Origin of the sequence: Bradyrhizobium rifense (assembly GCF_008123425.1) — a bacterium.
Classification (GTDB): domain Bacteria; phylum Pseudomonadota; class Alphaproteobacteria; order Rhizobiales; family Xanthobacteraceae; genus Bradyrhizobium; species Bradyrhizobium rifense.
In genome coordinates this window covers 103,284-127,167 of record NZ_VSSS01000025.1, presented here as the reverse complement: position 1 = coordinate 127,167, position 23,884 = coordinate 103,284, and the positions used below count along the sequence as shown (strand labels likewise).

20 protein-coding genes and 2 tRNA genes are annotated in these 23,884 nt (G+C 64.0%); 9 read left to right on the top strand and 13 right to left on the bottom strand.

Features of this window, described 5'->3' with window-relative positions:
• Positions 1-215 precede the first annotated feature (215 nt).
• The gene (locus FXB40_RS16060) at positions 216-1,451 is read right to left on the bottom strand and encodes an MFS transporter (RefSeq protein ID WP_148773154.1); all 1,236 of its coding nucleotides are present in this window, start codon (positions 1,449-1,451) and stop codon (positions 216-218) included.
• A gap of 159 nt (positions 1,452-1,610) precedes the next feature.
• Between FXB40_RS16060 and FXB40_RS16055 the strand changes: the two genes are divergently transcribed.
• Positions 1,611-2,861 carry a NupC/NupG family nucleoside CNT transporter gene (locus FXB40_RS16055; RefSeq protein ID WP_148773153.1) on the top strand — a complete coding sequence of 417 codons (1,251 nt, stop codon included), beginning with the start codon at positions 1,611-1,613 and terminating at the stop codon, positions 2,859-2,861.
• Positions 2,862-2,982: 121 nt separating this feature from the next.
• On the opposite strand, the gene FXB40_RS16050 is transcribed toward FXB40_RS16055, so the two are convergent.
• Together FXB40_RS16050 and FXB40_RS16045 are read right to left on the bottom strand one after the other, a co-directional pair.
• Positions 2,983-4,053: a threonine aldolase family protein gene (locus tag FXB40_RS16050; RefSeq protein WP_148773152.1), complete on the bottom strand. Its 1,071-nt coding sequence runs from the start codon at positions 4,051-4,053 to the stop codon at positions 2,983-2,985.
• A gap of 28 nt (positions 4,054-4,081) precedes the next feature.
• Positions 4,082-5,002 (bottom strand): amino acid ABC transporter substrate-binding protein, encoded by a 921-nt coding sequence (locus FXB40_RS16045; protein ID WP_210352163.1) that lies wholly within the window; start codon positions 5,000-5,002, stop codon positions 4,082-4,084.
• A 154-nt stretch (positions 5,003-5,156) separates the two neighbouring features.
• Between FXB40_RS16045 and FXB40_RS16040 the strand changes: the two genes are divergently transcribed.
• Positions 5,157-6,077, top strand: a complete 921-nt coding sequence (locus tag FXB40_RS16040; RefSeq protein ID WP_148773151.1) for a LysR substrate-binding domain-containing protein — start codon at positions 5,157-5,159, stop codon at positions 6,075-6,077.
• Positions 6,078-6,144: 67 nt separating this feature from the next.
• Here the strand turns inward: FXB40_RS16040 and FXB40_RS16035 are convergent, their stop codons facing one another.
• The 3 genes from FXB40_RS16035 to FXB40_RS16025 all read right to left on the bottom strand — a co-directional run bounded on the left by FXB40_RS16035 (position 6,145) and on the right by FXB40_RS16025 (position 8,598).
• Positions 6,145-7,371, bottom strand: coding sequence for a rhomboid family intramembrane serine protease (locus tag FXB40_RS16035; protein WP_148773150.1), 1,227 nt, complete (start codon positions 7,369-7,371; stop codon positions 6,145-6,147).
• A 221-nt stretch (positions 7,372-7,592) separates the two neighbouring features.
• On the bottom strand, positions 7,593-8,144 hold the full coding sequence (locus FXB40_RS16030; protein WP_148773149.1) for a cupin domain-containing protein: 552 nt from the start codon (positions 8,142-8,144) through the stop codon (positions 7,593-7,595).
• Positions 8,145-8,310: 166 nt separating this feature from the next.
• Positions 8,311-8,598 (bottom strand): usg protein, encoded by a 288-nt coding sequence (locus tag FXB40_RS16025; RefSeq protein WP_148773148.1) that lies wholly within the window; start codon positions 8,596-8,598, stop codon positions 8,311-8,313.
• 379 nt (positions 8,599-8,977) lie between these two features.
• Between FXB40_RS16025 and FXB40_RS16020 the strand changes: the two genes are divergently transcribed.
• Complete coding sequence (locus FXB40_RS16020) at positions 8,978-9,292, top strand: co-chaperone GroES (protein ID WP_027518760.1); 315 nt, start codon at positions 8,978-8,980, stop codon at positions 9,290-9,292.
• Between the two features lie 44 nt (positions 9,293-9,336).
• Positions 9,337-10,977 (top strand): chaperonin GroEL, encoded by a 1,641-nt coding sequence (gene groL / locus FXB40_RS16015; RefSeq protein ID WP_148773147.1) that lies wholly within the window; start codon positions 9,337-9,339, stop codon positions 10,975-10,977.
• Between the two features lie 183 nt (positions 10,978-11,160).
• On the opposite strand, the gene lepB is transcribed toward groL, so the two are convergent.
• The 5 genes from lepB to FXB40_RS15990 form a co-directional block, all read right to left on the bottom strand.
• Positions 11,161-11,910, bottom strand: coding sequence for a signal peptidase I (lepB, locus tag FXB40_RS16010; RefSeq protein ID WP_148773146.1), 750 nt, complete (start codon positions 11,908-11,910; stop codon positions 11,161-11,163).
• A gap of 165 nt (positions 11,911-12,075) precedes the next feature.
• On the bottom strand, positions 12,076-13,239 hold the full coding sequence (locus FXB40_RS16005) for a slipin family protein (RefSeq protein WP_148773145.1): 1,164 nt from the start codon (positions 13,237-13,239) through the stop codon (positions 12,076-12,078).
• A gap of 332 nt (positions 13,240-13,571) precedes the next feature.
• A tRNA-Asn gene (locus FXB40_RS16000) sits at positions 13,572-13,638 on the bottom strand.
• 5 nt (positions 13,639-13,643) lie between these two features.
• Positions 13,644-13,715, bottom strand: a tRNA-Ser gene (locus tag FXB40_RS15995).
• Positions 13,716-13,907: 192 nt separating this feature from the next.
• Positions 13,908-14,741: a LysR family transcriptional regulator gene (locus FXB40_RS15990; RefSeq protein WP_148773144.1), complete on the bottom strand. Its 834-nt coding sequence runs from the start codon at positions 14,739-14,741 to the stop codon at positions 13,908-13,910.
• Positions 14,742-14,868: 127 nt separating this feature from the next.
• Here FXB40_RS15990 and FXB40_RS15985 point away from each other — a divergent pair, with 127 nt between their 5' ends.
• From FXB40_RS15985 to FXB40_RS15975, 3 genes are all read left to right on the top strand, one after another.
• The gene (locus tag FXB40_RS15985) at positions 14,869-15,462 is read left to right on the top strand and encodes a cysteine hydrolase family protein (RefSeq protein WP_148773143.1); all 594 of its coding nucleotides are present in this window, start codon (positions 14,869-14,871) and stop codon (positions 15,460-15,462) included.
• 12 nt (positions 15,463-15,474) lie between these two features.
• Positions 15,475-16,113 carry a glutathione binding-like protein gene (locus tag FXB40_RS15980; RefSeq protein WP_148773142.1) on the top strand — a complete coding sequence of 213 codons (639 nt, stop codon included), beginning with the start codon at positions 15,475-15,477 and terminating at the stop codon, positions 16,111-16,113.
• 113 nt (positions 16,114-16,226) lie between these two features.
• The gene (locus FXB40_RS15975) at positions 16,227-17,570 is read left to right on the top strand and encodes a caspase family protein (RefSeq protein WP_148773141.1); all 1,344 of its coding nucleotides are present in this window, start codon (positions 16,227-16,229) and stop codon (positions 17,568-17,570) included.
• A gap of 27 nt (positions 17,571-17,597) precedes the next feature.
• Here FXB40_RS15975 and FXB40_RS15970 read toward each other — a convergent pair whose 3' ends face one another.
• Entirely contained in the window at positions 17,598-18,674 is a 1,077-nt protein-coding gene (locus FXB40_RS15970) for a DUF2778 domain-containing protein (protein ID WP_187436914.1), read from the bottom strand.
• A gap of 645 nt (positions 18,675-19,319) precedes the next feature.
• Between FXB40_RS15970 and FXB40_RS15965 the strand changes: the two genes are divergently transcribed.
• Together FXB40_RS15965 and FXB40_RS15960 are read left to right on the top strand one after the other, a co-directional pair.
• A complete protein-coding gene (locus FXB40_RS15965) occupies positions 19,320-19,847 on the top strand; it encodes a FecR domain-containing protein (protein ID WP_187436913.1) in 528 nt (175 codons plus the stop codon).
• Between the two features lie 93 nt (positions 19,848-19,940).
• A complete protein-coding gene (locus tag FXB40_RS15960; protein ID WP_148773138.1) occupies positions 19,941-21,827 on the top strand; it encodes a CHASE2 domain-containing protein in 1,887 nt (628 codons plus the stop codon).
• A 23-nt stretch (positions 21,828-21,850) separates the two neighbouring features.
• Here FXB40_RS15960 and FXB40_RS15955 read toward each other — a convergent pair whose 3' ends face one another.
• Positions 21,851-23,845, bottom strand: a complete 1,995-nt coding sequence (locus FXB40_RS15955) for a glycosyltransferase (protein WP_148773137.1) — start codon at positions 23,843-23,845, stop codon at positions 21,851-21,853.
• Positions 23,846-23,884 lie beyond the last annotated feature (39 nt).

Sequence of the window (23,884 nt, the reverse complement as noted above, 5' to 3'; positions counted from 1 at the left end):
CCTGGGCCGACCCGTTTTGTAAACGTCTGGGCTCGTACCCGATGGCTGAGTTTTACTCAGCTCTAGCTATTGCTCGAAACCGTATCGGGTGGCAGCCGCTGCCGCCACCACGATTCAGATGCCGAACCGATACTCTTTTGACATTCTTGGGCTGGGCGCCGCAATATCGGCCGTCTTGCAATATCGGCCGTCTTCAAGCCTCGTCCGGCTTCCCCCTACTCCAAACTCTCCACCTGGCGCAGGCTGGGGAACAGCTTCATCCAGAGCAGCGCCACCGCAACCGTGCAGACGCCGCCGAGCACGGCGGCGGGCATGGCGCCGAACAGGGCGGCGGTGAGCCCGCTCTCGAACTGGCCGAGCTGGTTCGAGGCGTTGATGAAGAGGAAATTGACCGCGCCGACGCGGCCGCGCATCTCGTCTGGGGTGGCGAGCTGCACCAGCGAGAAGCGGATCACGACGCTGATCGTGTCGGCCGCGCCGAGAATCGCGAGCGAGAGCACCGACAGCCACATCCAGGACGACAGCGCGAACACGATCGTGGCCACCCCGAACACGATCACGGCCTGGAACATGCGCAGGCCCACATGCCGCGTGATGGCGTGCCGCGCCAGCACCATGGTCATCAGCAGCGCGCCGACGGCTGGTGCTGCACGCAACACGCCGAGTCCCATCGGGCCGGTCTGGAGAATGTCGCGGGCGTAGATCGGCAGCAGCGCGGTGACGCCGCCGAACAGCACCGCGAACAGATCGAGCGAGATTGTGCCGAGGATCGCCGGATTGCTGCGGATGAAGCGGACGCCGGCAAAGATATTGTCCGTGCTGTCGTCCTTGGCAACCGCCTGCGGGCGCGGCTGGATGAAGCCGGTGAGGATCATCCCAAGAATCCAGAACAGCAGCATCACGGCGTAGGCGAGATGCGGCGCGATCGCATAGGCAAAACCGCCGAGCGCAGGCCCCGTGATGGTCGCGACCTGCCCGGCGCCACTCGCCACGGCGGTGGCGCGCTGGAGCGATCCCTGCGGCGCGATCAGCGGCAGCAGCGCCGCCGTGGTCGGGCTCTCGAAGGCACCGGCAATGCCAAGCACGAAGGTCGCGACGAAAATCTGCACCTCGCTGACCGCACCGAGATACGTGATCCCGGCGAGATAGAGCGCGGTCGCTGCTTCCACGAGCTGGCAGAGCTGGACCACGCGCTTGCGCTCAAAACGGTCGGCGGCGTGGCCGGCGACGAAGACGAGCAGAGCGGTGGGCACAAATTGCACGAGCCCGACCATGCCGAGGTCGAAGGCCGAACCGGTGAGGTCGTAGATCTGCCAGCCGATCGCGACCGCCGCGATCTGGCTGGAAAAGCGTGACAGGCTGCGCGAGAGCAGGAAGAACAGGAAGGCGCGGTAGCGGAGGAGCTCTCCGGCGCTGACCGCTGGACTGGCTGAAACTGGCTGCTCTGGCATCGCCTCTTCGGTCACGCTCGGCTGGTCCGCCCCTGATATCGACGCGCGCCCCGCGTGGCTGACGCGGGCCTGCTTGTCAACAGCGGGCGGCTCCTGCGGCCATCCGGCATTGCGTTTGCAACGCACGCGCGGCCATAATCATTGGGCTTTGGGGACATCATGCTACGGCTGCAATCGACACTCGGCGTTTTCGCATTGCTGCTGATCGCGTTCGCGCTGGCGGAGAATCGCCGCGCGGTCTCGCTTCGGCAGGCGCTGATCGGCCTTGTCGTGACTTTCGCCACCGCGATCGTGCTGCTGAAGGTGCCCGTCGTGGCGCATGCCTTCGGTGCCATCAACGACGCGGTCGGCGCGATCTCCGCGGCCTCGCGCGCCGGCTCCTCTTTCGTGTTCGGCTATGTCGGCGGCGGTCCCCTGCCCTTCGACCTGAAGGTGCCGGGCGCCGATTTCATCCTGGCGTTCCAGGCGCTGCCGATCGTGCTGGTCATGAGCGTGCTGACGACGCTGCTGTTCTATTGGCGCGTGCTGCCGCCGATCGTGCGCGGCATGGCCTGGCTGCTCGAACACACGCTCGGCGTCGGCGGCGCGGTCGGGCTGTCGACCGCCGCCAACATCTTCCTCGGTATGGTCGAGGCACCGCTGTTCGTGCGGCCGTATCTGGCGCAGATGAGCCGCAGCGAATTGTTTTTGGTCATGACCGGCGGCATGGCCGGCATCGCCGGCACCGTGCTGGTGCTCTATGCGACGCTGCTGGCGCCGCTCATCCCCGACGCGGCCGCGCATTTCGTCATCGCCTCGGTGCTCGGCGCGCCGGCCGCGATCCTGGTCAGCCTGATCATGGTGCCGGAAACCTCCGACAAGCGCACCGGCGGCGCGCTGGAGGATCCGGAGATGGAAGTGTCCAGCACGATGGATGCGATCGTGAAGGGCACGAGCGCGGGGATCGAGCTGCTGATCAACATCGTCGCGATGCTGCTGGTGCTGGTGGCGCTGGTCTACCTCGTCAACGCCGTCCTCGGCCTGCTGCCGAACATCGGCGGCGCCGCGATCTCGTTGCAGCGCCTGCTCGGCCTCGTGATGGCGCCGGTGTGCTGGCTGATGGGTTTGCCCTGGGACCAGGCCATCACCGCCGGCAGCCTGATGGGTACGAAGACCGTGCTCAACGAGCTGATCGCCTATGTCGACTTCTCAAAGCTGCCGCCGGGTACGCTCGATCCGCGCTCGCGGCTGATCATGCTCTACGCGATGTGCGGCTTCGCCAATTTCGCCAGCCTCGGCATCATGATCGGCGGGCTCGGCGTGATGGCGCCGGAGCGGCGCGACGAGATCAACGCGCTCGGGCTGAAGTCGATCGTGTCGGGCACGCTGACGACGTGCTTGATGGGCGCGATCGTGGGGGTGTTGAGCTAAGCGGCCATAGCCCGGATGGAGCGCAGCGCAATCCGGGAAAGTATCTCCGTCGCAAACAGCGGCCCCGGATTTCGCTTTGCTCCATCCGGGCTACAAACTCCTCACGTCATCGACGGATACCCTAACCCAAAGCTCCGGCCACAGCGCGAAATGCCATGACCGCGCGCTCGATATCCGCATCGTCGATATGGCGATGGGTCACACAGCGCAAGCGATGCCTGCCCCAAGGCCTCGCCTTCAGGCCCGCCCGCTCCAGAGCCCGCGACCACGCGGCGCTGTCGCGCCCGGAGAGAGAGACATCGACCTGCACGATATTCGTCTGCGGGATTGTCGCGCTGATCTTCGGATGCATCCCGTTCAACGCATCGCTCAGGGCTCGCGCACGCCGGTGATCCTCGCCCAGACGCGCACCCATGACCTGAACCGCCTCCAGGCCGGCGGCAGCCACGATGCCGATCTGGCGCTGCGTGCCTCCCAGCATGCGGCGAAACCTGCGGCTCCGGTCGATCATGGCGCGCGGCCCGGCGAGCACCGCACCGGCAGGTGCGCTCAGGCCCTTCGACAGACACAGGGAGACCGTGTCGCAATGCCTCGCAACCTCGGCCGGTGCCGCTTCAAGCGCGACCGCGGCGTTGAAGAGCCGCGCGCCGTCGAGATGCACCGGGACGCCCCGAGCCGAGGCCATGGCGTGCACGGCCTGCATGTGCTCCAGCGGCAGCACGGCGCCGCTTGCGTTGTTGTGCGAGGTTTCCATCGCGACAAGCGCGGTCCTGAGCTTGAGCCCTTCGCCCTGCAAGGCGTCTTCCAGCAAATTCAGGTCCATCGCCCCTTCGCGACCGGCAATGGCGAGGTAGAACTGCCCTGTAAACGTCGCCGCCCCTCGTTCGGAGGTGTACATATGGGCATTCGCTTCCAGCACGATCTGTTCGCTGCGCTGCGACTGCGCCAGCGTCGCCAACAGATTGGCCATGGTGCAGCTCGGCACGAACAGGCCGGCTTCCTTGCCCAACGCCGCAGCTGCGACGGCCTCCAGCTCCTGCGCCGTGGGGTCACCGTCCAGCCCGTCGTCGCCGAGCGGCGCCGATGCCATGCGGGCATACATCGCCTCGGTCGGCTTGGTGACCGTATCGCTGCGCAGGTCGATGGGCGGCAACCCAGCGCCCGCCGAGTTCGTGTCGTGTTGTTGTGCCATTGCGAGAACCTTTAGAGCGCTTGCCGCGTCATTCGTAGACTGCCGGGTCGCCGGAATCGGTCGGGTTGGCCAGCGCGCGCTTGAGGGCCGCGCTCATCGGAAATTTCAGGTTGAGGCCATGCGGCGGGATCGGTGAGTTGAAATATTTGTCGTACAACGCCGCAATCTGTCCGCTCTTGATCAGGTCGATCACGGCCTCGTCGACCACCTTCTTGAAAGCAGGATCGTCCTTGGGTTCGACGATGCCGTAAGGCGCCATCTCGAGACCCTTGCTACCGATCAGGAAGTCATCCGGCGTCCTGGACGAGGCGACGGTGGCATAGGCGAGACCGTCATCGTTGGCTGAGCCGGCCACCCGGCCCGTCGACACCAACAAGAAGGTCTCGGCGGTGTCCTTGGCCGGCACGACCGTGATGCCAAGATTGTTCTTGGCGTTGATCAGCGTCATCACCTTGAAAGTCTGGCCTCCGGCCTGGGCAGAGATGGCCTTGCCGCGAAACGAAGCCGGGTCGTTGACATCGACGCCGCCATCCCTGCGCGCGACGAGGACGACCTGCGCAACGAAGATGGTGGGAGAAAAGGCGGCGAGCTTATGCCGCTCGAGATTATTGGTCGTGTTGCCGCATTCGAGATCGATCGTCCCGTTGGCGAGCAGCTGAATGCGTGTCGCCGAGGTGATGGGGTTATAGCGAATCTCGAGCTTGGGGAGCTTGAGGGCCGTCTTGATCGCCTGCACCACGTGTTCGCAGATCTCCACGGTATAGCCGATCGGCTTCTGGTTACCGTCGAGATAGGCGAAGGGCACCGAGGTCTCGGGATATCCCAATGTGATCGCGCCGTTCTCGCGGATCTTGTCCAGCCTGCTCGCACCCTGGGCCATGGCCTCGCTGCAAAGAAGAACCATAGCGACGGCCGCCGTGGCGAGTGCCTTGATCGTCGTCGCTTTCATGTCGTCCCTTTCTTGGCGAATGTCCGTGACGCCGTCCGCTGTCGGTGGAGCAACGAAAGGACGGCTCCATGCGAACGGCTTCATGCTCTGGACTATCGTCCAAAAGCCCGATCTGATGAAATTCCAGTTTCACACTCCCCTATACGGATTTGATATGGCGACCAGACGGATGGGCTTGAAGCATGTGGAGGCTTTTCGGGCGGTCTTCGTAACGGGATCGATGACGCAGGCGGCTTTGCGCATGCATACCTCGCAACCCCAGATCAGCCGCCTGATCGGACAGTTGGAAACGATCACGCAATTCCCGCTGTTCGACCGCAGTGGCGGCCGCCTCCGCCCGACCGTGGACGGATCGCGCTTTTTTCAGGAGGTCGAGAAGACTTTCATCGGCCTGGCAGGACTGGAGGCCAGCGCAGCCAGCATCCGCTCGTTCGGTATGGGTCGGCTAAGCGTTGCGGCGATGCCGCGCCTGGCCGGCGGCCTGCTGACGCGCATCGCGGCGCGTTTCAAAATGGACTATCCGCATGTGATGATCTCGATCCGCTCCGGCACGGCGAGCGCCGTGCACGACTGGGTCAGCTCCGGGCTTTGCGATACCGGGCTCGCCATGCTCTACGGCGAGGTTGCGGGGTTGCATGTCGAACCGGTGCTCAAGACCCGTTGCGTCGCAATCATGCCGAAGGCACATCGTCTTGCGCAGAAGAAGACGCTGCGCCCTGCCGATTTCGCCGACGAGGCCTTCATCTCCTTCGCCACGGGGAGTCCGCTCCACGATCGCATCGATACGATCTTCACGCAGGCCGGCGTCACGCGCCGCATTGTTGCCGAGACCGATCTGGGCGCATCGGTCTGTGCCCTGGTCGCAGCTCGCCTCGGCATCAGCATCATCAACCCGATTGCCGCGCATGATGAAAGCTCTGGCGCGGCTCTGATCACCCGCCCCTTCAACCCTGCTGTCCCCGTGACGATCGCGCTGCTCTATCCGCCCTATGCCGCGCGCGGCCGGTTGATCGATGCCTTTGGCGAATACGCGCGCACGATCATGAGTGAAGAATTGGGCTATCTTGAGCGGTAGTCGGCCGATGCGGGACCGGATGTCCCGCGCGGATGACTGTCCCGGATTTCTCCTCGCTCCATCCGGGCTAAGAACCAGCTTTCTCGCCGCACAATTTCGATTTCTCCAACAGGCGACGCACGTCACCCAGCTTGGCACGGCACACCTCGGCTGCCATGGCCTTCGCCTCGCTGTACCGTCCTCGCGCGAGCAGCAACTGCGCCAGCAGGGCCTGCGCCACCGATCGCACCGGCCCACCCGTCACGTCCGAAGCGGCGAGCGACATGGCCGTTTGCACTTCCGTCTCGGCAGAATTGAGGCTGTTCTGTTCAATGAAGAAGATCGCGCGAAACAGATGAGCCCGCGGGTCTTTCGGGTAGCGGTTGACGAAATCGGAGGAGCGGCTGGCCATCTCGCGCGTATTCGCCGGCATTTCCGATGCGCGGATATACAGCCCGGCATCCGCCATGTAGGACCGATAATGAGCAGCGGCGAAGCCGGCGCAGATCAGGGATCCGGCGAATCCTCCGAGCAACACCATGCCAGCGCTTCGGGGCAGACTGTCATAGGACCAGAAGGCGAGCCATGGCGTAATGGCAAGCGCAGCGCCAGCCACCGCACCGCCTCCATGCGCATAATAATTGACATTGCCGGAGGCTCCAAAGGCCAGCGGCAACAGTGCTGGAACACCGAAGAATAGCGACGTCTTCAGTCTCGAGATCGTTTGATCGGCGTCCGCCTCGGGTTCGAAGCTCGCAACGAACAGCGCGGCGATGAGCCCGGTAATGGCGCCGGATGCGCCGACGCCGACTGTGCCGGGACCATTGCCGAGGAGCGAGCCGGCCTCGCCGGCCAGCGCGCTGGCAACAAAGATCAGCGAAAACCAGCCGCGACCGATCAGACTCTCCAGCCTGACGCCGACGATGAACAGCGCAACACAGTTGCCTATGAGGTGCCCCTGGCTGCCGTGCAAAAGCGGCGCAAGACCAATCCGCCACCATTCGTTTCTTCCGACAACCAGGTCGTAACCGGACGCGCCCTGAGCAATCAGCGAGCGAACATCGAGTGAGCCGTCCCGCCCAATGTCGATGGCCAGACTGCGTTGCAGCGCGAAGATCACGATCAGGCCGAAAATCAGGCCAATGGTGAGGAACGGGAGATCAGCCAGAAGCTTGTTGTCGCCAAACAGCGTCTCCTCACTGGACAAGGGCCGAGGAGCGATCGGCGCGGCGACGGGTTGAAGCGATGCAGGTTGAAACGATCTGTTTGGAGGTGGCGCCACGACGCCGCGTCGGCCGAAAGTGTTGGTCGCCATGAAAACATTTCCCGCATTTTCACAGCCTCGAGTTGACGCGAGGAATATTTTCGACTGGTTAGCGCCCGCGCTTGCCGGCGGCTGAAACCATACGAGTGGTAACGGCCCGGTTTCGCGGATCGAGCGATTTTTAGCGATCGCCTGACGCACCCGCAGTGATGCGCGTAGCCCGGATGGAGCGCAGCGCAATCCGGGCTACGAGGACTCGTGAGAGAGTAGCCTTACGCCTTCAACTCCACCGTCTTGAACTCCGCCGGCAGGATCACTTCCAGCAACTCCACGTCGTCCGAGTAATCCAGAATCATGTGCTTGATCTTCGGCGGCTGGGTCCAGGCGCTGCCTTCTTTCATCAAGGTCTCGCCCTGCCCGTCCATGTAGGTCTTCACCCAGCCCTTGAGCACGTAGACCATCTGGAAGTCGACGGCGTGGAAGTGCAGCTTCGAGACTTCGGCCGGATCGCACGGGCCTTGCAAGCGGATCACGTGGGCCTGCGCGAGGCCGTGACTGGCGGCGGCGATGCCGAGGTCGCGATACTTGGCGTAGGCGCGCAGGCCGTCGGCTTTGAAATCTTCCTCGCGGTGATGGCTGATGGCGATGCGCTGCTTCGGGCGTGCGGGTTTCTTTGCCGCGGTCTTGGCCGTTGTCGCGCGCGCCTTCGCCTTCACCGCCTTGCGTGCGGAGGAGCGCGCGGCGGACTTGGCGCCGCTCCGCTTCTTCACCGCGGTCTGGGCTGCGCTGCGCGATTTTGTTTTCTTGTTGGTCTTCTTGGCCATGAGCCGGCCTCCCTGTTGTTATGAGAGGAGGCTAACACGGAAACAGATCCCGTAGGGTGGGCAAAGCGAAGCGTGCCCACCATTGCAAATGAAGCGCGGACAGATGGTGGGCACGGCGCGTGACGTGCGCGCCTTTGCCCAGCTTACGAGACCGATGTTGTCGGCTTCAATTCAGCCGGAACACGCCATCCACCGCGCGCAGCTCGGCCGGCTTGATCAGCTTGGAATGCGCCACCGTTACCGAATGCAGCGGGCCGTCGAGCTTCTCCGTCCAGAATGCCAGGAAATCCTTCAGCGCCGGGAATTTCGGAAACATGTCGTAGTTCTGCCAGACATAGGTCTGAAGCAGCGACGGGTGATCCGGCATCCGGTAGAGAATTTGGGCCGTCGTCAGCCCGTAGCCCAGCAGCTGTTTCCGAAAATCCTCGGAAACGGCACCAACCCGCAATCCCATGCCAACCTCCTTTGCAGGAGCGCATTCAGCGGGGTGGCTTGATCCGGTACCCGTTACGAGCCACCCGGTGGAAGATGCGCTCACATGAGAGAAATGTGACGCAAACTGACAATCCATCTCAAGCCCAAAAGTTTAACAAGCTGTTGAAATTCAATGCGTTAGCAGCAGATGCGGCTCCGTGCTAATACTGTCCCCAACCCCGGTTAACGATGGTAAAGGAAACTGGCAGACAGCGCTTTCGAGTGCTTATTTTTCTGCTAGAAGCCCTTGCCCCCGCAAATATCCTGGCTTATTTGAGCTTCACCCGCATTGGCACTCGCGGGCATCGATTGCTAACACCCTGAAAACATCAATCTGAGCAAATGCTTAGGAGGACTGCATGAAATTCCGTCCGCTTCACGACCGCGTCGTGGTCAAGCGCATCGACGCAGAAGAGAAGACCGCCGGCGGCATCATCATTCCCGACACGGCCAAGGAAAAGCCCTCCCAGGGCGAAATCGTCGCCGTCGGCCCGGGTGGCCGCGACGAAGCCGGCAAGCTGATCCCGATCGACCTGAAGGTCGGCGACCGCGTGCTGTTCGGCAAGTGGTCCGGCACCGAGGTCAAGATCGACAACGTCGATCTGCTGATCATGAAGGAAAGCGACATCATGGGCGTCCTCGACGTCCCCGCTTCCAAGAAGAAGGCGGCCTGAGAGCCCCCTCTCTCCCCCAGCTAAACACCTAAGGAAAAATCCAGATGTCAGCTAAAGAAGTCAAATTCGGCGTAGATGCGCGCGACAAGATGCTGCGCGGCGTCGACATTCTCGCCAATGCGGTGAAGGTCACGCTCGGCCCCAAGGGTCGCAACGTCGTCCTCGACAAGTCGTTCGGCGCTCCCCGCATCACCAAGGACGGCGTCACCGTCGCCAAGGAGATCGAGCTCGACGACAAGTTCGAGAACATGGGCGCGCAGATGGTGCGCGAAGTCGCCTCCAAGTCCGCTGACGCGGCCGGAGACGGCACCACCACCGCAACCGTTCTCGCGGCTGCGATCGTTCGTGAAGGCGCCAAGTCGGTTGCCGCCGGCATGAACCCGATGGACCTGAAGCGTGGTATCGATCTGGCCGTGGAAGCCGTGGTCGCTGACCTCGTCAAGAACTCCAAGAAGGTCACCTCGAACGAGGAAATCGCCCAGGTCGGCACCATCTCCGCCAACGGCGACGCGGAGATCGGCAAGTTCCTCTCCGACGCGATGAAGAAGGTCGGCAACGAGGGTGTCATCACCGTCGAGGAAGCCAAGTCGCTCGAGACCGAGCTCGACGTCGTCGAGGGCATGCAGTTCGACCGCGGCTACATCTCGCCCTACTTCGTCACCAACGCCGACAAGATGCGCGTTGAGATGGACGACGCCTACATCCTCATCAACGAGAAGAAGCTCTCCTCGCTGAACGAGTTGCTCCCGCTGCTCGAGGCCGTGGTGCAGACCGGCAAGCCGCTGGTCATCGTCGCCGAGGATGTCGAAGGCGAGGCTTTGGCCACGCTTGTCGTGAACCGTCTGCGCGGTGGTCTGAAGGTCGCGGCCGTCAAGGCTCCGGGCTTCGGCGATCGCCGCAAGGCCATGCTGCAGGACATCGCGATCCTGACCGGCGGCCAGGCGATCTCGGAAGATCTCGGCATCAAGCTCGAGAACGTCACGCTCAACATGCTCGGTCGCGCCAAGAAGGTGATGATCGACAAGGAGAACACCACGATCGTCAACGGCGCCGGCAAGAAGGCCGACATCGAGGCGCGCGTGGCCCAGATCAAGGCGCAGATCGAGGAAACCACCTCGGACTACGACCGTGAGAAGCTCCAGGAGCGTCTCGCCAAGCTCGCTGGCGGCGTCGCGGTGATCCGCGTCGGCGGCGCGACCGAGGTCGAGGTGAAGGAGCGCAAGGATCGCGTTGATGACGCGATGCATGCGACCCGCGCGGCTGTCGAGGAAGGCATCGTCCCGGGCGGCGGCGTCGCCCTGCTCCGTGCTTCCGAGCAGCTCAAGGGCCTGCGCACCAAGAACGACGACCAGAAGACCGGCGTCGAGATCGTGCGCAAGGCGCTCTCCGCTCCCGCTCGCCAGATCGCGATCAACGCCGGTGAAGACGGCTCGGTGATCGTCGGCAAGGTCCTGGAGAACAAGTCGTACGCTTTCGGCTTCGACTCCCAGACCGGTGAATACGGCGACCTCGTCAAGAAGGGCATCATCGACCCGACCAAGGTGGTCCGTACCGCGATCCAGAACGCAGCTTCGGTTGCGGCCCTGCTGATCACCACGGAAGCCATGGTCGCCGAGCTGCCCAAGAAGGGCGGCGCCGGCCCCGCGATGCCTCCGGGCGGCGGCATGGGCGGCATGGACTTCTAAGTCCAGCCATTCAGGCACATCACAGAATGCGAAACCCCGGCAGCGATGCCGGGGTTTTTGTTTGTGGGATAGAGATGCGAGCATGTAGCCCGGATGGAGCGCAGCGCAATCCGGGGCATCATGTCCGGCGCTGGCAGTCTTCCCGGATTTCGCTGCGCTCCATCCGGGCTACGAACGAACGCCTCACCCCACCTTCCCCATCCGATCCGGGCGCAACTCGCCTCTGGAATCGAGCGACCAGAAGATCCGCGTCACCTTGCCGACCAGATTGTCCATCGGCACGAATCCCATCGCACTCATCGCACGGCTGTCGGTCGAGTTGTCGCGGTTATCGCCGAGCACGAAGACATGGCCCGGCGGCACCGTGTAGACATTGGTGTTGTCGTAATAGCCGTTGTCGATGCAGTCGTAGGTGACGTAGTTCGCGTCGTTCGGCAGCACCTCGCGCCAGCGCTTGATTTTCGCACCGGCCTCCAACCCGCAAGCCGCCCCGCCGCCGGCCAGATCCTTGAGCGCGACGCGTATCACCGGCTTGTCGTTGAGGACGAGTTGCCCCTGTCGCATCTGGATGCGGTCGCCGGGCAAACCGACCACGCGCTTGACGTAGTCGACCGAAGTGTCCTTCGGGTTGCGAAACACCACGATGTCGCCGTAGTGGGGGTCCGCGGCGAAGAAGCGGCCCGAGATCCACGACGGCGCGAAGGGGAACGAGTAGCGGTCGTACCCATAGGCGTATTTTGCGGCAAAGATGTAGTCGCCGACCACCAGCGTCGGCATCATCGAGCCGGACGGAATGTTGAACGGCTGATACAGGAAGAGGCGAAACAGGAAGGGTGGCGACCACAGCACGGGCACGAGCAGGATCAGGACGACGATCGCCTTCCATTCCCCGGATTTGGCCTGCGGCCGCATGGTGTTTTCAAGAGTGGTCATCGCCTGTCTTGCCCGATGAGGTTGTGTACGGAGACTAGCGCAAGCGATGGCACGCGCAATGCCAATGCGCTCGACGAAGTTGGTCGCGGCGGCACCGTCACATGTTCAACGCAAGCGCATTGCGACAGATGGATGAAGGGCCGCCCGTAGGCGACCCTTCCGTTTTCACGCGCTCTCGGGCGCCTTCAGGCGCACGAGCCGGGTCAGGAGAGCATCGAGGCCCTCGCCGTGGCCGGCGTGGAGATCGATGCGGCCGACCTTCTCGACCAGCCGCTCCAGCGACTCCAGCTCCTTGAGCCGCAGCAGCAGGGGGTTCTCCTCCATCAGGCGGGCGGTGTTCAGAAGAGAACGCGTTGCCGCGGTCTCCTCCTGCCGGCGGATCAGGTTCGCCTTCGCGACCCGCTCCGCCTCCACCACCTTGTTCACCAGCTCCCGGATCTCGCCGGGCAGGATCACATCCTTGACGCCGAGCTCGGTCACCTCCACGCCGGACTCTGCGACGCGTGCGCGCACATAGTCACGCAGCTCCGCATCCAGCGCCGCCTTCGCCGACAGCACCTCGTCCAGCGTCCGGCCCGCGACCGCCTCGCGGATCCCGAACTGCACCAGGCGGTACAGCCACGCATCCACGTCGGGCACGGTCGCAACCGTGCGCTCGGGATCGACCACCCGGCGGAACGCCGTCAGCGTCACCCGCAGCGCGATGCGATCCTTGGTCAGCATCTCCTGCGCGGTGATCTCGACCGCCTGGGGCCGCAGGTCGAGGCGCTTCACCTCGATCTTGCGGCCGACGGTCCAGAACGCGTGCCGGCCGGGCGCGAGCCGCTCGACGAGCCGGCCCTCGACGTAGAGCAGACCGGCCTCGTGGTTCTCGACCACCGTCTCCGACGTCACGGTCGAACGGTTGCGCTCGATCATGGTCAGATGTCGCACGCCGACCCGGGGATCAGCGGACACATCGATGCGCTCGACATCGATGCGGGTCGCGACCTTCCAGTAGACGCGCACCTGCCAGGGCGTCATCAGATGCACGGGCCGGCCGTCGAGGCTGACGATGGCGACCTCGTCCGCCTCGGTCTCGACCGCCTCGAACAGCTCGGCGGCGAGATCGGGCCGCGCGGCCTTCAGCACCGCGTAGCGATCCGTGGGGAATTCGGTCCCCACGACGTTGTACACGGTGGCCGTCAGCTCGTTGCGCAGATCGAACAGGCGAAGCCGCCCAGGCGCGAGCACACGCTCGAGCTGGCCGTTTCGCGTCAGTAGCGCGCGCTCACCGTCCTTCACGGTGACAGTCGTCGTCAGCCAATGCCAGGTCTTCTCGGAAGTCACGACACGTCTCCATCATTTGCCGCCGGCCCGTGGGCCATGCGGCAGGTTTCGTTTGCAAAGGACGTGAGGACGCGGACGACGCTTCCCAAGAAATCGGCGGGCCGTGGCTTGAGCTTGCGCGATGACGGGCGCACGCGCGCGATCGCTCGACGCGTGTCGAGCGGTCATGCGGAGCCACCCGGCATCAGCGCAAGCGGTATCCACCGCGGCGCGAAGCCGGTCTCTCAGTGTCTAGGTTCGGACGGAAAGCCTTGCGGCAAAACGGCCGGACCGCGACTGAAGCGCGCGTCCGGTCCTCGTCAGAGGTGTCAGTTTTTCAGGCTGACCCGTAGCGCTGGAGCGGGATTCGAACCCGCGTCACGATGATTAACAGTCATCTGCTCTACCAACTGAGCTATCCTTCGTGGTGCAAGAGACCGGAATCGAACCGATGCCTTCGGGTTTCACCCCGACGCTCTCCATGAGCTACGTCCTGCGTTTGCCTTCATTCGGCGGAACACGAAACCGGAGACCGGCCCGCGCCAGCCGGGATCTCGGAGAGCCCGGACACATGGCCTAGCGAAGGAGCGGGCTAATAGACGAAGCACGTTCGGGTTGCAAGGGGGATAGCCAAGATTTTTCGTCACGCGTCTTTCGCTGTGACGCGATCGTCACACCGCGACATCGCCTCAACTGCGCGACATGTCCTGGAAACACGCCCTCACCCAGTCGATCGTCACGCGCGTTGCGGCGTCGCGCTTGAGGTGGTTCTGCACGAGCAGCCAGACGTCGCGCCGTTTCGGCAGCAGCGTAGCGCGCAGGCGGCGATCGACGAGCAGATCCGCGCAAACATACTCCGGCAGCACGCCGGCGGCCTGATGCGCGCGGATCAGGTTACGGATGACGCGGACGTTGTCGGTGACGCAGCGCGCGCGGGCTTGCTTCGTGCGCAGGAATTGCATCTCGGGAATGGCACCGAGTTCGTCCGGATAGGCGCACAGCATCGGCTCGCCCTCGGTCGTAACCGGCTCGAAATAATAGATGCGGATATCGCCGAGTTTTGAGATTGCGAAGTCGCCCTTGTCGGGCTTGCGCAGCCGGATGGCGAGATCGGCCTCCCAGCGCGAGAACCTGACGTTGTCGCTCGAGGTGAGGAATTGCAGCGTAAGGCCGGGATTGGCGCGCAGGAAGTCGTTCGCGCGCGGCGACAGCACCTCTTCGGCGACCGTGTTGGTGGAGGCGATGCGCAGGCGTCCCACCGGACCCGCCAGGCTCGCACCGACGCGACCGATCTCGGCGGCGTGTGCGGCCATCGCCTCGACATGCGCCAGCACCGCCTCGCAACTCCGCGTCGGCCTGCGGACGCCGTCGGCGGCCTCGAACAGACGCAAACCGAGCGCGCGCTCGATGCGCGACAGCCTGCGCCCGACCGTGGTCTCGTCGATGCGCAGCCGCGCGCTGGCGCCCGCGTAGGTGCCCTCGTCCCTGACGGCAGCGATGATGCGCAGATCGTCCCAGTTCATCGTGCGAGGTTATACCGGCCCGGCTCAGCCTGCAATATCGCAGCCACCCGCTGCAATATCCCTGCATATCGGCAGGCACCCCCGGGGCTATGTTTGTCGAGCTTTTAGCCCCGGAGATGTCCAGACCATGACAACCGCAAAGACCCTGCTGCAGCTCGCCGGTGCCGACCTCAACCCGCCGCGTCTTGGCGACGCCGCGCTGGTGCTGATCGACATCCAGAACGAATATCTCGCCGGTCCGCTCGCCCTGCCCGACGCGAGACCTGCGATCACGCAGGCAGCCGCACTCCTGGCGCGGGCACGCGAGGCCGGGGCCGCGATCATCCATATCGCCCATCGCGGCAAGGCCGGCAGCCTGTTCGATCGCGGCGCCGACCGTGGCGCCATCGTCGCCGAGCTCAGCCCCCGTGCCGGCGAGCTGGTGATCGAGAAGGAGCTGCCGAACGCGTTTGCCGGCACGGATTTGCAGGCGCGCCTTGCCGCGACCGACAGGAAGAACATCGTACTGGCCGGCTTCATGACGCATATGTGCGTCAGCTCCACGGCGCGCGCCGCGCTCGACCTCGGCTTTCGCACGACGATCGACGCCGACGCCTGCGCCACGCGCGACCTGCCCGACGGCCGCGGCGGCACGCTGAACGCCCGGACCATCCACGAGGTCGCACTCGCCGAGCTATCCGACCGCTTCGCGATCATCGCGCGCGGCGATGCGCTGACATAGCGGAGCAACGCGATGCTGCAGCTCTATTTCTCGCCGATGGCCTGCTCGCTTGCGAGCCGCATCGCGCTGATGGAAGCAGGCCTCGATGCGCGCTATCATCTGGTGCATCTCGGGACCAAGACGGTCGCGGACGACAACAGCGATTTTCGCGGCATCTCGTCGAAGGGCGCGGTGCCGGTCCTCGTGCTGGCGAACGGCGAGCGCCTGACCGAGAGCGCGGCGGTGCTGCAATACATCGCCGACCTGACCCCTGAGCGCGGCCTTGCGCCGCCGCCCGGCGATCCCGATCGCTACCGCCTGCAGGAATGGCTGAGCTTTGTCGGTACCGAGATCCACAAGGCCTTCCTGTTTCCGACCTTCTGGTACAAGGACGACGCCTCGCTCGCCAAGCCGCGCGCGAGGATCGCTCAGACTTTGTCGGTGCCAGCAGCGCATCTGACGGACCGTGAATTCCTCGTGGGTCAACGCTTCACCGTTGCGGATGCTCATCTCACCTGGGCTTTGCTGCTGCTCCGTGCCGCAGGTGTCGACGTGGCGCAATGGCCGTCGCTGGCGGCGTATCTCGAACGCATGCAGGCGCGGCCTGCCGTTAGGGAAGCAATTGCGACCGAAATGGCGCTACGAAAGGCAATCACGCCGAGCCCGGCGTGACGATAAGATATTACCGTCGGCGAATGTGAGCAACTTCACAGCGAGGGCGTTGATGTCGGCGCAGCATGCGCTAATCTGGACGATATTTTCTGATATTTCCTCGGAGGGCATTCATGCGTGCTCTTTCCAGATTTCGCCTTGCCGGATTTTTCGTTGCCCTCGTCGGCTGCTGGCTGGGACTTCGTCCTGCATCGGCGGAAACACGGGTCGCGCTGGTCATCGGCAATGGCGCCTATGCCAACGCCCCGCAGCTCGCCAACCCCTCGCACGATGCCGAAGACGTCGCCCTCTCGCTCAAGCGCAGCGGCTTCGAGGTCATCCAGGGCATCGACTTGCGCCAGGCCAACATGCAGGACCTGACCATCCGCTTCGCGCGCGCCGCGAGCAAGGCGGACGTCGCCATGTTCTATTACAGCGGGCATGCGATGCAGTTCAACGGCGTGAACTATTTGATGCCGATTGACGCCGTGCTTACCGACGAAGCGGATCTGAAGCGCCTCGTGCGCGTCGACGACATCGTAAACGATTTGCAGCAGGCCAAGAACCTGCGCATCCTGGTGCTCGATTCCTGCCGCGACAATCCGCTGGCCGACAGCCTGAAGCGTTCAGCCGGCGTGACGCGTGGAGCCTCGATCGGACGCGGGCTTTCGAAGGTCGAAGCACCGCTCGGCACGATCGTGTCCTTCTCGACCCAGTCCGGGCAGACCGCTGCGGATGGAAGCGGCCGCAACAGCCCGTATACGAGTGCGTTCCTCAAGCACATCGAAGAGCCGCACGAGATCGGCGATGTCTTCCGCGACATCAGCAGCGACGTCTATGACACCAGCGGCAAGACCCAGCTCCCGGAGCTTTCCTTGTCCATCATCGGCAAGTTCTACTTGAACGCGCCGGTATCGGTCACGATTGCACCGGCAGCTCCCTCGCCTGCGCCGCGGCCCGATCCTTGCGCGGCCGCAGAGGCGCACTGGAAAGCCGCCGACGGCATCGGCACCCTCGACGCCTACGAAGATCATCTGACGAGATTTTCGGGTTGCAGCTTCGCCAGTCTCGCCAGGGCGCGGATTAACGGCCTGAAGCAGAAAACGGCACTTGCGCCGGCAACCGGCGAGAGCAAGAGCTTCGACGGCAAGTGGGACGTCACCATAAGTTGCACGAACTCCGGCAAGGCGCTCGGCTACACTCGAACCCTGTCGGCCACTGTCGCGAACGGCGCGTTCCACGCCGAGGATTCGGAGCTGCGAACAAACAACACGCTTGCGATCGACGGACAGATACCGGCTGACGGAAAGACGACGCTGAGCGCTCGGGGCACGACGGGACCGAGCGCCTATACGGTCAACAGCGCTGTTCCTGGCTCGCCCTATGCGTACACGATCGACGCGCAGTTCGAACGCACCCGCGGCAGCGGCAAACGCAACGAACTTAGGCCCTGCACCTTCAATTTCGTGAAGCGATAAAATCCCTAAAGGACGCGCGGGAGAGCGTCACTCGACCCGCGCCAGCACCGCGAGCTTGCGGATGCCCTTGTTACGATAGGCGTCGAGGAACGCGTAATAGTCCTTGAACGACACGCAGCCGTTGGAGTCGCCGTTCGGCCCGAGCATGAAAGTGTGCGCGAGCAGACCGTCACGGCCGTAGATCGCGTTCTCGCCGCCGACCGGGGTCAGCCGCAGCGCCGGAACGCCGTGGAACAGCGCCTCGCGCGGCTTCAGATTGTAGATGTGCGGTGGCGTCACGCCGCGCATGCGGACCCGCGACGAACGGGGATCGTCGAGATTGGAGCCGAGGCCGGAATGCGCCTCGAGCCTGGTGCCGTCGGGCAGGTAAACCGTCTTGGCGGTGATATCGTAGACCGCGGTATCGCGCTCATAGGGCGCCGAACCGCCAAGCATCGGGTTCTGCTCCTTCGGCGCGATCGCCGAGGTCACGCTGGCATCGGCCGATGCATAGGCGAGCAAGCCGCCTGACGGCTCACGCTTGCCCCAGAGCTTGTCAACCATCGACTGGCGCGGACCGGTGATCGACATCACCGCGGCCTTGGCGCGATCGGCAAAGGACTTTGGCTTGGCTTCGGGCGCCGGCACGATCTCGGCCGGATCAGCTGAGGCGAGTTGCACCGGTGCCTCAGCACGCTTGGTCCTCGCGGCATCGGCGATCTTCTCGACGACCTTGGCCGGGCTCTTCAAGACTTCCGCGACCTTGGCGACGACGGTCGGCTTCGCCACGTCCCTGGCGTCGGCGACGTTCGTCGCGGGCGCAGCGCTCGCCGCGTTGGATTCGACGCCCTGCGTCGCTGCCGCGGCAAAGCGCTCGTTGAACATCTCGCGCGAAATCGGTGCAGCCACCTGCAGCCGGTCGGGCAGCAGCGCAAAGGTCTCCCGGATGGCCTCGCCCGCCTCGCGCAGCGCAACCCTGGGCGCACGCTTGACCACGGGCTCATCGTAGCCGGAGCTGCCAACGGTCGGATAGACGCTGGCAGCGAAGATGTTGTTGTAGACGGTCCAGCCGGCAAGCACGACGCAGCCGATCACGGCCGCGCCAAGCACGTTTTGGGTGGTCATTTTCCGGGAAGACTTCCGATGAAAATTTTTGGGCTTCCGTGCCGCGTTACTTTGCGCAGCGATACTCGTACTCATTCGCCTTGCGTCCAGGACGGTGTCACTCAATCCCCCTTCGAAGTGCCGCTGGTCACGATCCGGGAACAGCATCTCGCAGAGGGTCGGAGCGTCATTAAGGCGACTTTTAGTTAAATGCGGATTAAGTTCTGGCGGATGTAGGGCAGGTCGTTAACGCTGTGCCATTTCGAGAAAAAAGCCCGTAGAACTACGGACTTAGACGAAACTTTTAACCATAATTCTCGGCCGGTTCGGCACGGTCAGCGGACCTCTCCGACCGCATCTCTAGACGCACCGACCAAGTCGTTTTCGTGGTCATCAATATCCGGAAGATAGCGGGGAAGCGTTGCGCGAGGCTGGTGTGGCCATCAGCAGATGTCAGCAGGAAGGCGGCAGCACACACATCACACATCGCGCACAGAGTGCTCACGCGGCACGGCGCCATGACTGAAAGTTGATCGCGCCGGTCTGGAAATTGCCGCAGCGCAAAAATAGCTAATCAGCCCGGCACTTTTCAGCAGCCTCTGCGCGTGATACGGTACCGTATCAACATCGCCTTGAACTGTGCCGAGCACGCAAACGGAGGCTGGCATGAGAGGGTTTTCGCGCGCCGGGTTTTGCGCCCTGGCGTGGTCATTTATGTTGATCGGATCCGCAACTGCACAGCCTGCCGCCAATGCGGGCTGCACGCCATCACCATCGGCCGCAGGGACGCAGACCTGGCGCTGCGACAACGGCATCACGATCGTTGCCGAAAACGGCGCCCGATTTGAACTAAACGACGCTAACCGCGACGGACATATTGACTCCGTGGAGTTGAGCAGCAAGGCGCTGCTGGTCGAGGTGCCCAAGAAGCCCGGCGGCAATCCCTTCAAGGTGCTGACACCGCAAGCGATCGCCGCCGTGCGCGGCACCAAATGGGCGGTCGATGTCGCCGAGGCCAAGACCTCCGTGTTCGTCGCCAACGGCCGCGTTGGCGTGACCCGCCGCGCGGCGCGTGCACGCGGCGTCGTGCTGGGCACCGGCGAAGGCGTCGACGTGGAAGCAACCGGTCCGCTGACCGTCAAGACATGGGGCCAGCCGCGCGTCGATGCGCTGATGGCAAGGCTGGGCCAATAAGGCTCGGTCAATAAGACTCGGCCAATCAAACTCGGTCGTCACGACCTGCTCGGGCAGGCCCCGACAACAAAAAGAAGAATGCAGTACGACGGTATGAAGAGACGCGTTCAAATTCTGCTGGCACTTGTCCTCACCGCGCTGTGGGGCGCGGGCATCTATGCGGGCCACGCCAACGGTCATCTGCGCTTTCTCGATCGGCTCGAGGCGACGCTGACGGATTGGCGAACGCAGGTCCGCGGCGTGCAGGCTCCGCCCGATCTCGTCACCATCGTCGCCATCGACGACACCGTGGTGAAACGCGGCGGCACCTATCCGCTGCCGCGCGCCGATCTCGCCCGCGTGGTCGACACCATCGTGCAGTTCAAGCCGAAGGTCGTCGCGATCGACCTCCTGCTGATCGACCGCAGCGCCGCGATCGGCGACGTCACGCTGGCCCACACGCTCGCCACCGGTCCCATGGTGCTCGCAGCCGCGGCGATCTTCCCGAGCGCGAGCGAGACCGTGGCGCCGGCCAGCGCCGGGCCGCTCGCCGCCCTGCCCCAGGCCGAGCGCTTCCTGCTGCCACTGCCGATGTTCGCGGATCACGCCGACGTCGGTATCGTCAACGTCGCGACCGGGCAATCCGGCTCGCCGCTCTCGGTACCGATGCTGTTCCGGACAGACGACAAGGTCGAACTGTCGTTTCCGCTGCGGGTCGCAAGCCGTGCACTCGACAAGCCGCTGACGATCGCGCCCGATCATCTCATGCTCGGCGATCTCACCGTGCCGACGGACTCCGACTTCGCGCTGCCGATCACCTATTACGGCCCGCGCCGTACCATCCGCACGGTGAGCGCACAGAGCATTTTCGACGGCACGCTCGACCGCAACGCGATCGAGAACCGGATCGTCGTGATCGGCGCCGCCGTCGCCGGCGGCGGCGACTTCTTTCCGACGCCGTTCGATTCCCTGATGCCCGGTGTCGAGGTGATCTCGACCGCGATCACGCATCTCGTCGCCGGCGACAGCATCGTGCGCGACCGCAAGGTTCACATCGCCGATGCGCTCATCGCGATCCTGCTGCCGATGCTGCTGGTCGGCCTGCTGGCCTGGCGACGGAGTGCACTCGGCTTCGTCGTGGCAGCCGCGGTGATGGTCGCCTGGGCCGGGCTCAATCTGTTCGCGTTCACGCACGGAATCTGGCTCGATGCCGCGACCACGCTCGCGGCCGTGGTGCCACCGGTCGCGGTGTTGGTCGGCGTGCAATTGTGGGCGGGAGGCCGCCGCACGCAATATCTCGCCGCCAAGAGCCGATCGCTGGCGCAATTCCAGGCGCCGGCCGTGCAGGAGTGGCTGGCACGCGATCCCAATTTCCTGGCGAAGCCCGTCCGGCAGGATGCGGCCATCGTGTTCATCGATCTCTCCGATTTCACCGCGCTGAGCCAGCAGATCGATCCGGATGAACTCCAGGACATCCTGCAGGCATTCCACGCGCTGATCGACCGGGCCGCGGTCGATTGCGGCGGCATGATCACCAGCTTTCTCGGTGACGGCGCCATGATCCTGTTCGGCCTGCCGAGCGCGATGCCTGATGACGCGGCGCGCGCGCTGAAATGCGCGATCGACCTGCATCGCGGTGTCGAGCGCTGGATGGCGTCACTGCCGCCTGTGATCGGCGACCGGCTCGGGTTCAAGATCGGGGCGCATTTCGGCCCGATCGTCGCCTCCCGTCTCGGCGAGAGCCACCAGCACATCACGGCAAACGGCGACACCGTCAATCTCGCGAGCCGGCTGATGGAGGTCGCCGCGCAAAACGATGCGCGGCTCGCACTGACCGACGCACTGCTCGATGCGGCCGACTTTCACGGAGCGCCCGACGGTGTCCTGTCGGGCCCCCTGCTGACGCAGATCCGAGGCCGCTCCGGCGTCGTCACCGTGTGGTTCTGGCGCGACCAGGACAGGCCGAGCCAGGCCGCAGCCAAGGTCGAGATGATCGACTGAGGCCGCGAGCTCGCTTCCGGCTATTACGCCTTGCGCTTCAGTACGCCCAGGCCGCCCAGCTTGCCGCGCGACATCAACTCGCGGAAACTGTCGTTGAGGAGGATCTCGTCGACCTCCTCCGAGATCAACTTCGCTTCGGCCTCGGTCATGATGTTGGACGTGAACGAGCCGCTCACCTTCATGGCGTTGAGCACATCCTTGACCAGGGGCGCGCCGTTGGACGGAATCTCCGGCGGCTGCCAATCGAGATCCTCGATCACGAACAAGCCGCCCGGCTTCAGCGAGGGAAACAGCACGCCGAGCGTCAGATGCTGGTGCACCGAGGCGTGAGAGCCGTCATCGATGACGATGTCGAGCGGCTTTTCCTTGGCTGCAAGCTGCTCCAGCATGCCGCGATCGCCCTGATCGATGCGATGGATCCTGACCCGTGGACGGGAGAACCAGCTGAAATCCTCGATGCCGGCGCCGATGACCTCGGCATTCGGGAAGTAGTCCAGCCACATCTGCAGCGACGGCACCTGATCCTGGGTCCAGCCTTCGACCCGCCCCCGGCACAGACCGATTTCCAGGATGCGAATGGGCTCGAGCGCCTTCGATCGGAACAGCTCGTGATAGATTCGCGTATAGTGATGGGCAAGGTCGCCCTTGTAGACTGCGCCCTTGTCGGAGTCGTATTTCGCCGCAAGCTGCGTCAACCAGTTCGGCTCGAGCACCAGCTTCTTGAGATAACCCGCCACGCTCTGCTCGGGGACCGCATCGAAGCGCAGCCCCCGCTCGGCCCACATTTTTCCCCAGAGATGGACACCCGTCACACGGGGATCGCTCAAGAGATCGAAGCCAGCCCGGCCCTCGACGGCAAACAAATCCACTTCACGCCAGTCGATCGCGTTGAAGGTGGTCGGCGGCAGAATCGAGGATTGGAGTTCCTCGTCACCTGCCAGCAGATATTCGCTGAGCAACAGCGGCCCTACCGCGCCGTATTCGACGCGCTTTTCGCTGAAGAGCCGCTGCAGGGACAGCGCATACAGATTGGCCATGTGGGGCGAGCCCTTGGGTGCGCGCATCGCGTCGCCGGTGCACACATGCCCGTCCTCGACTCCCGACCATTGCGTCGAAAACACGTGCTCCCTGCCAAAATCCAGGGGCTTCACCAGCACGATGTCCGTATCGAGCCACCAGCCGCCGAATTCATGAAGGACGGCATAGCGGAAGATGTCGCTGAAGTAGCGGATCTCGCTGTTCAGAACGGCATGCTGGTAGATCGCACCCGGCACGAGGTTTGCCGCGTCGACCACCAAGACGCCGGGCGGCACACGTGTCTGCATGGCGTCGATATTGTCGTAAGTGTACAGCTTGACCGGATGGCCATGGCGGACTATCGACTGAAGCGAGAGCCGCGACATCTCGCTCAGCGGCGCGTTCGACCAGAAGCAGTGAATGGGATCGCGGGCTTCTTGCAATCCCGGGCGGCTCTGAAGATGCGGATTGAACTGCGCTGTCAGGGCATTCCAGCCGCTGCGAGGGACAGCACAGCACTCCGCAAGGAACGGCAATTTCTGATACGCGCGCGCGATCAAAAAGCAAAGGCTCGCCTGGTTGCCATGCCCCGCCCTGTTCAAGGCGTTACCAAAATTCTCCCAGATTGAGGGGTCAACGGGGTCGAGCGCCACCGCGCGCTGAAACGCCTCCAGCGCCTCCGCCTGGAGCCCCTTGCCTTGCAGAGCCGTCCCGAACGTTGCGAGATAAGTCGCCTTCATCTCATTGGTGAGGGCACGGCCGGCCCACTCGAGGGCGGCATCGTAATTCCCGTTGAGCAGAGACACACCGGCCATCAGATGAAGCAGGCCGGCATGGTTCGCGTCCGAGGCCAGCCCTTCCCGGCAACGGGCTTCGGCCTGTTCGAGCTCGCCTGTCCTCAGGTGTCGAAGGCAGATCTGGTAATATTCATCCCGCGTCAACGAAGACGGCCCTGTCGAAATCTCGTCTGCTCTTGCGAGAGTGCCGTCGTGATAATTCATCGGGGACCTTCCGGATCATGGGAGAGCGGGCAGCAACCC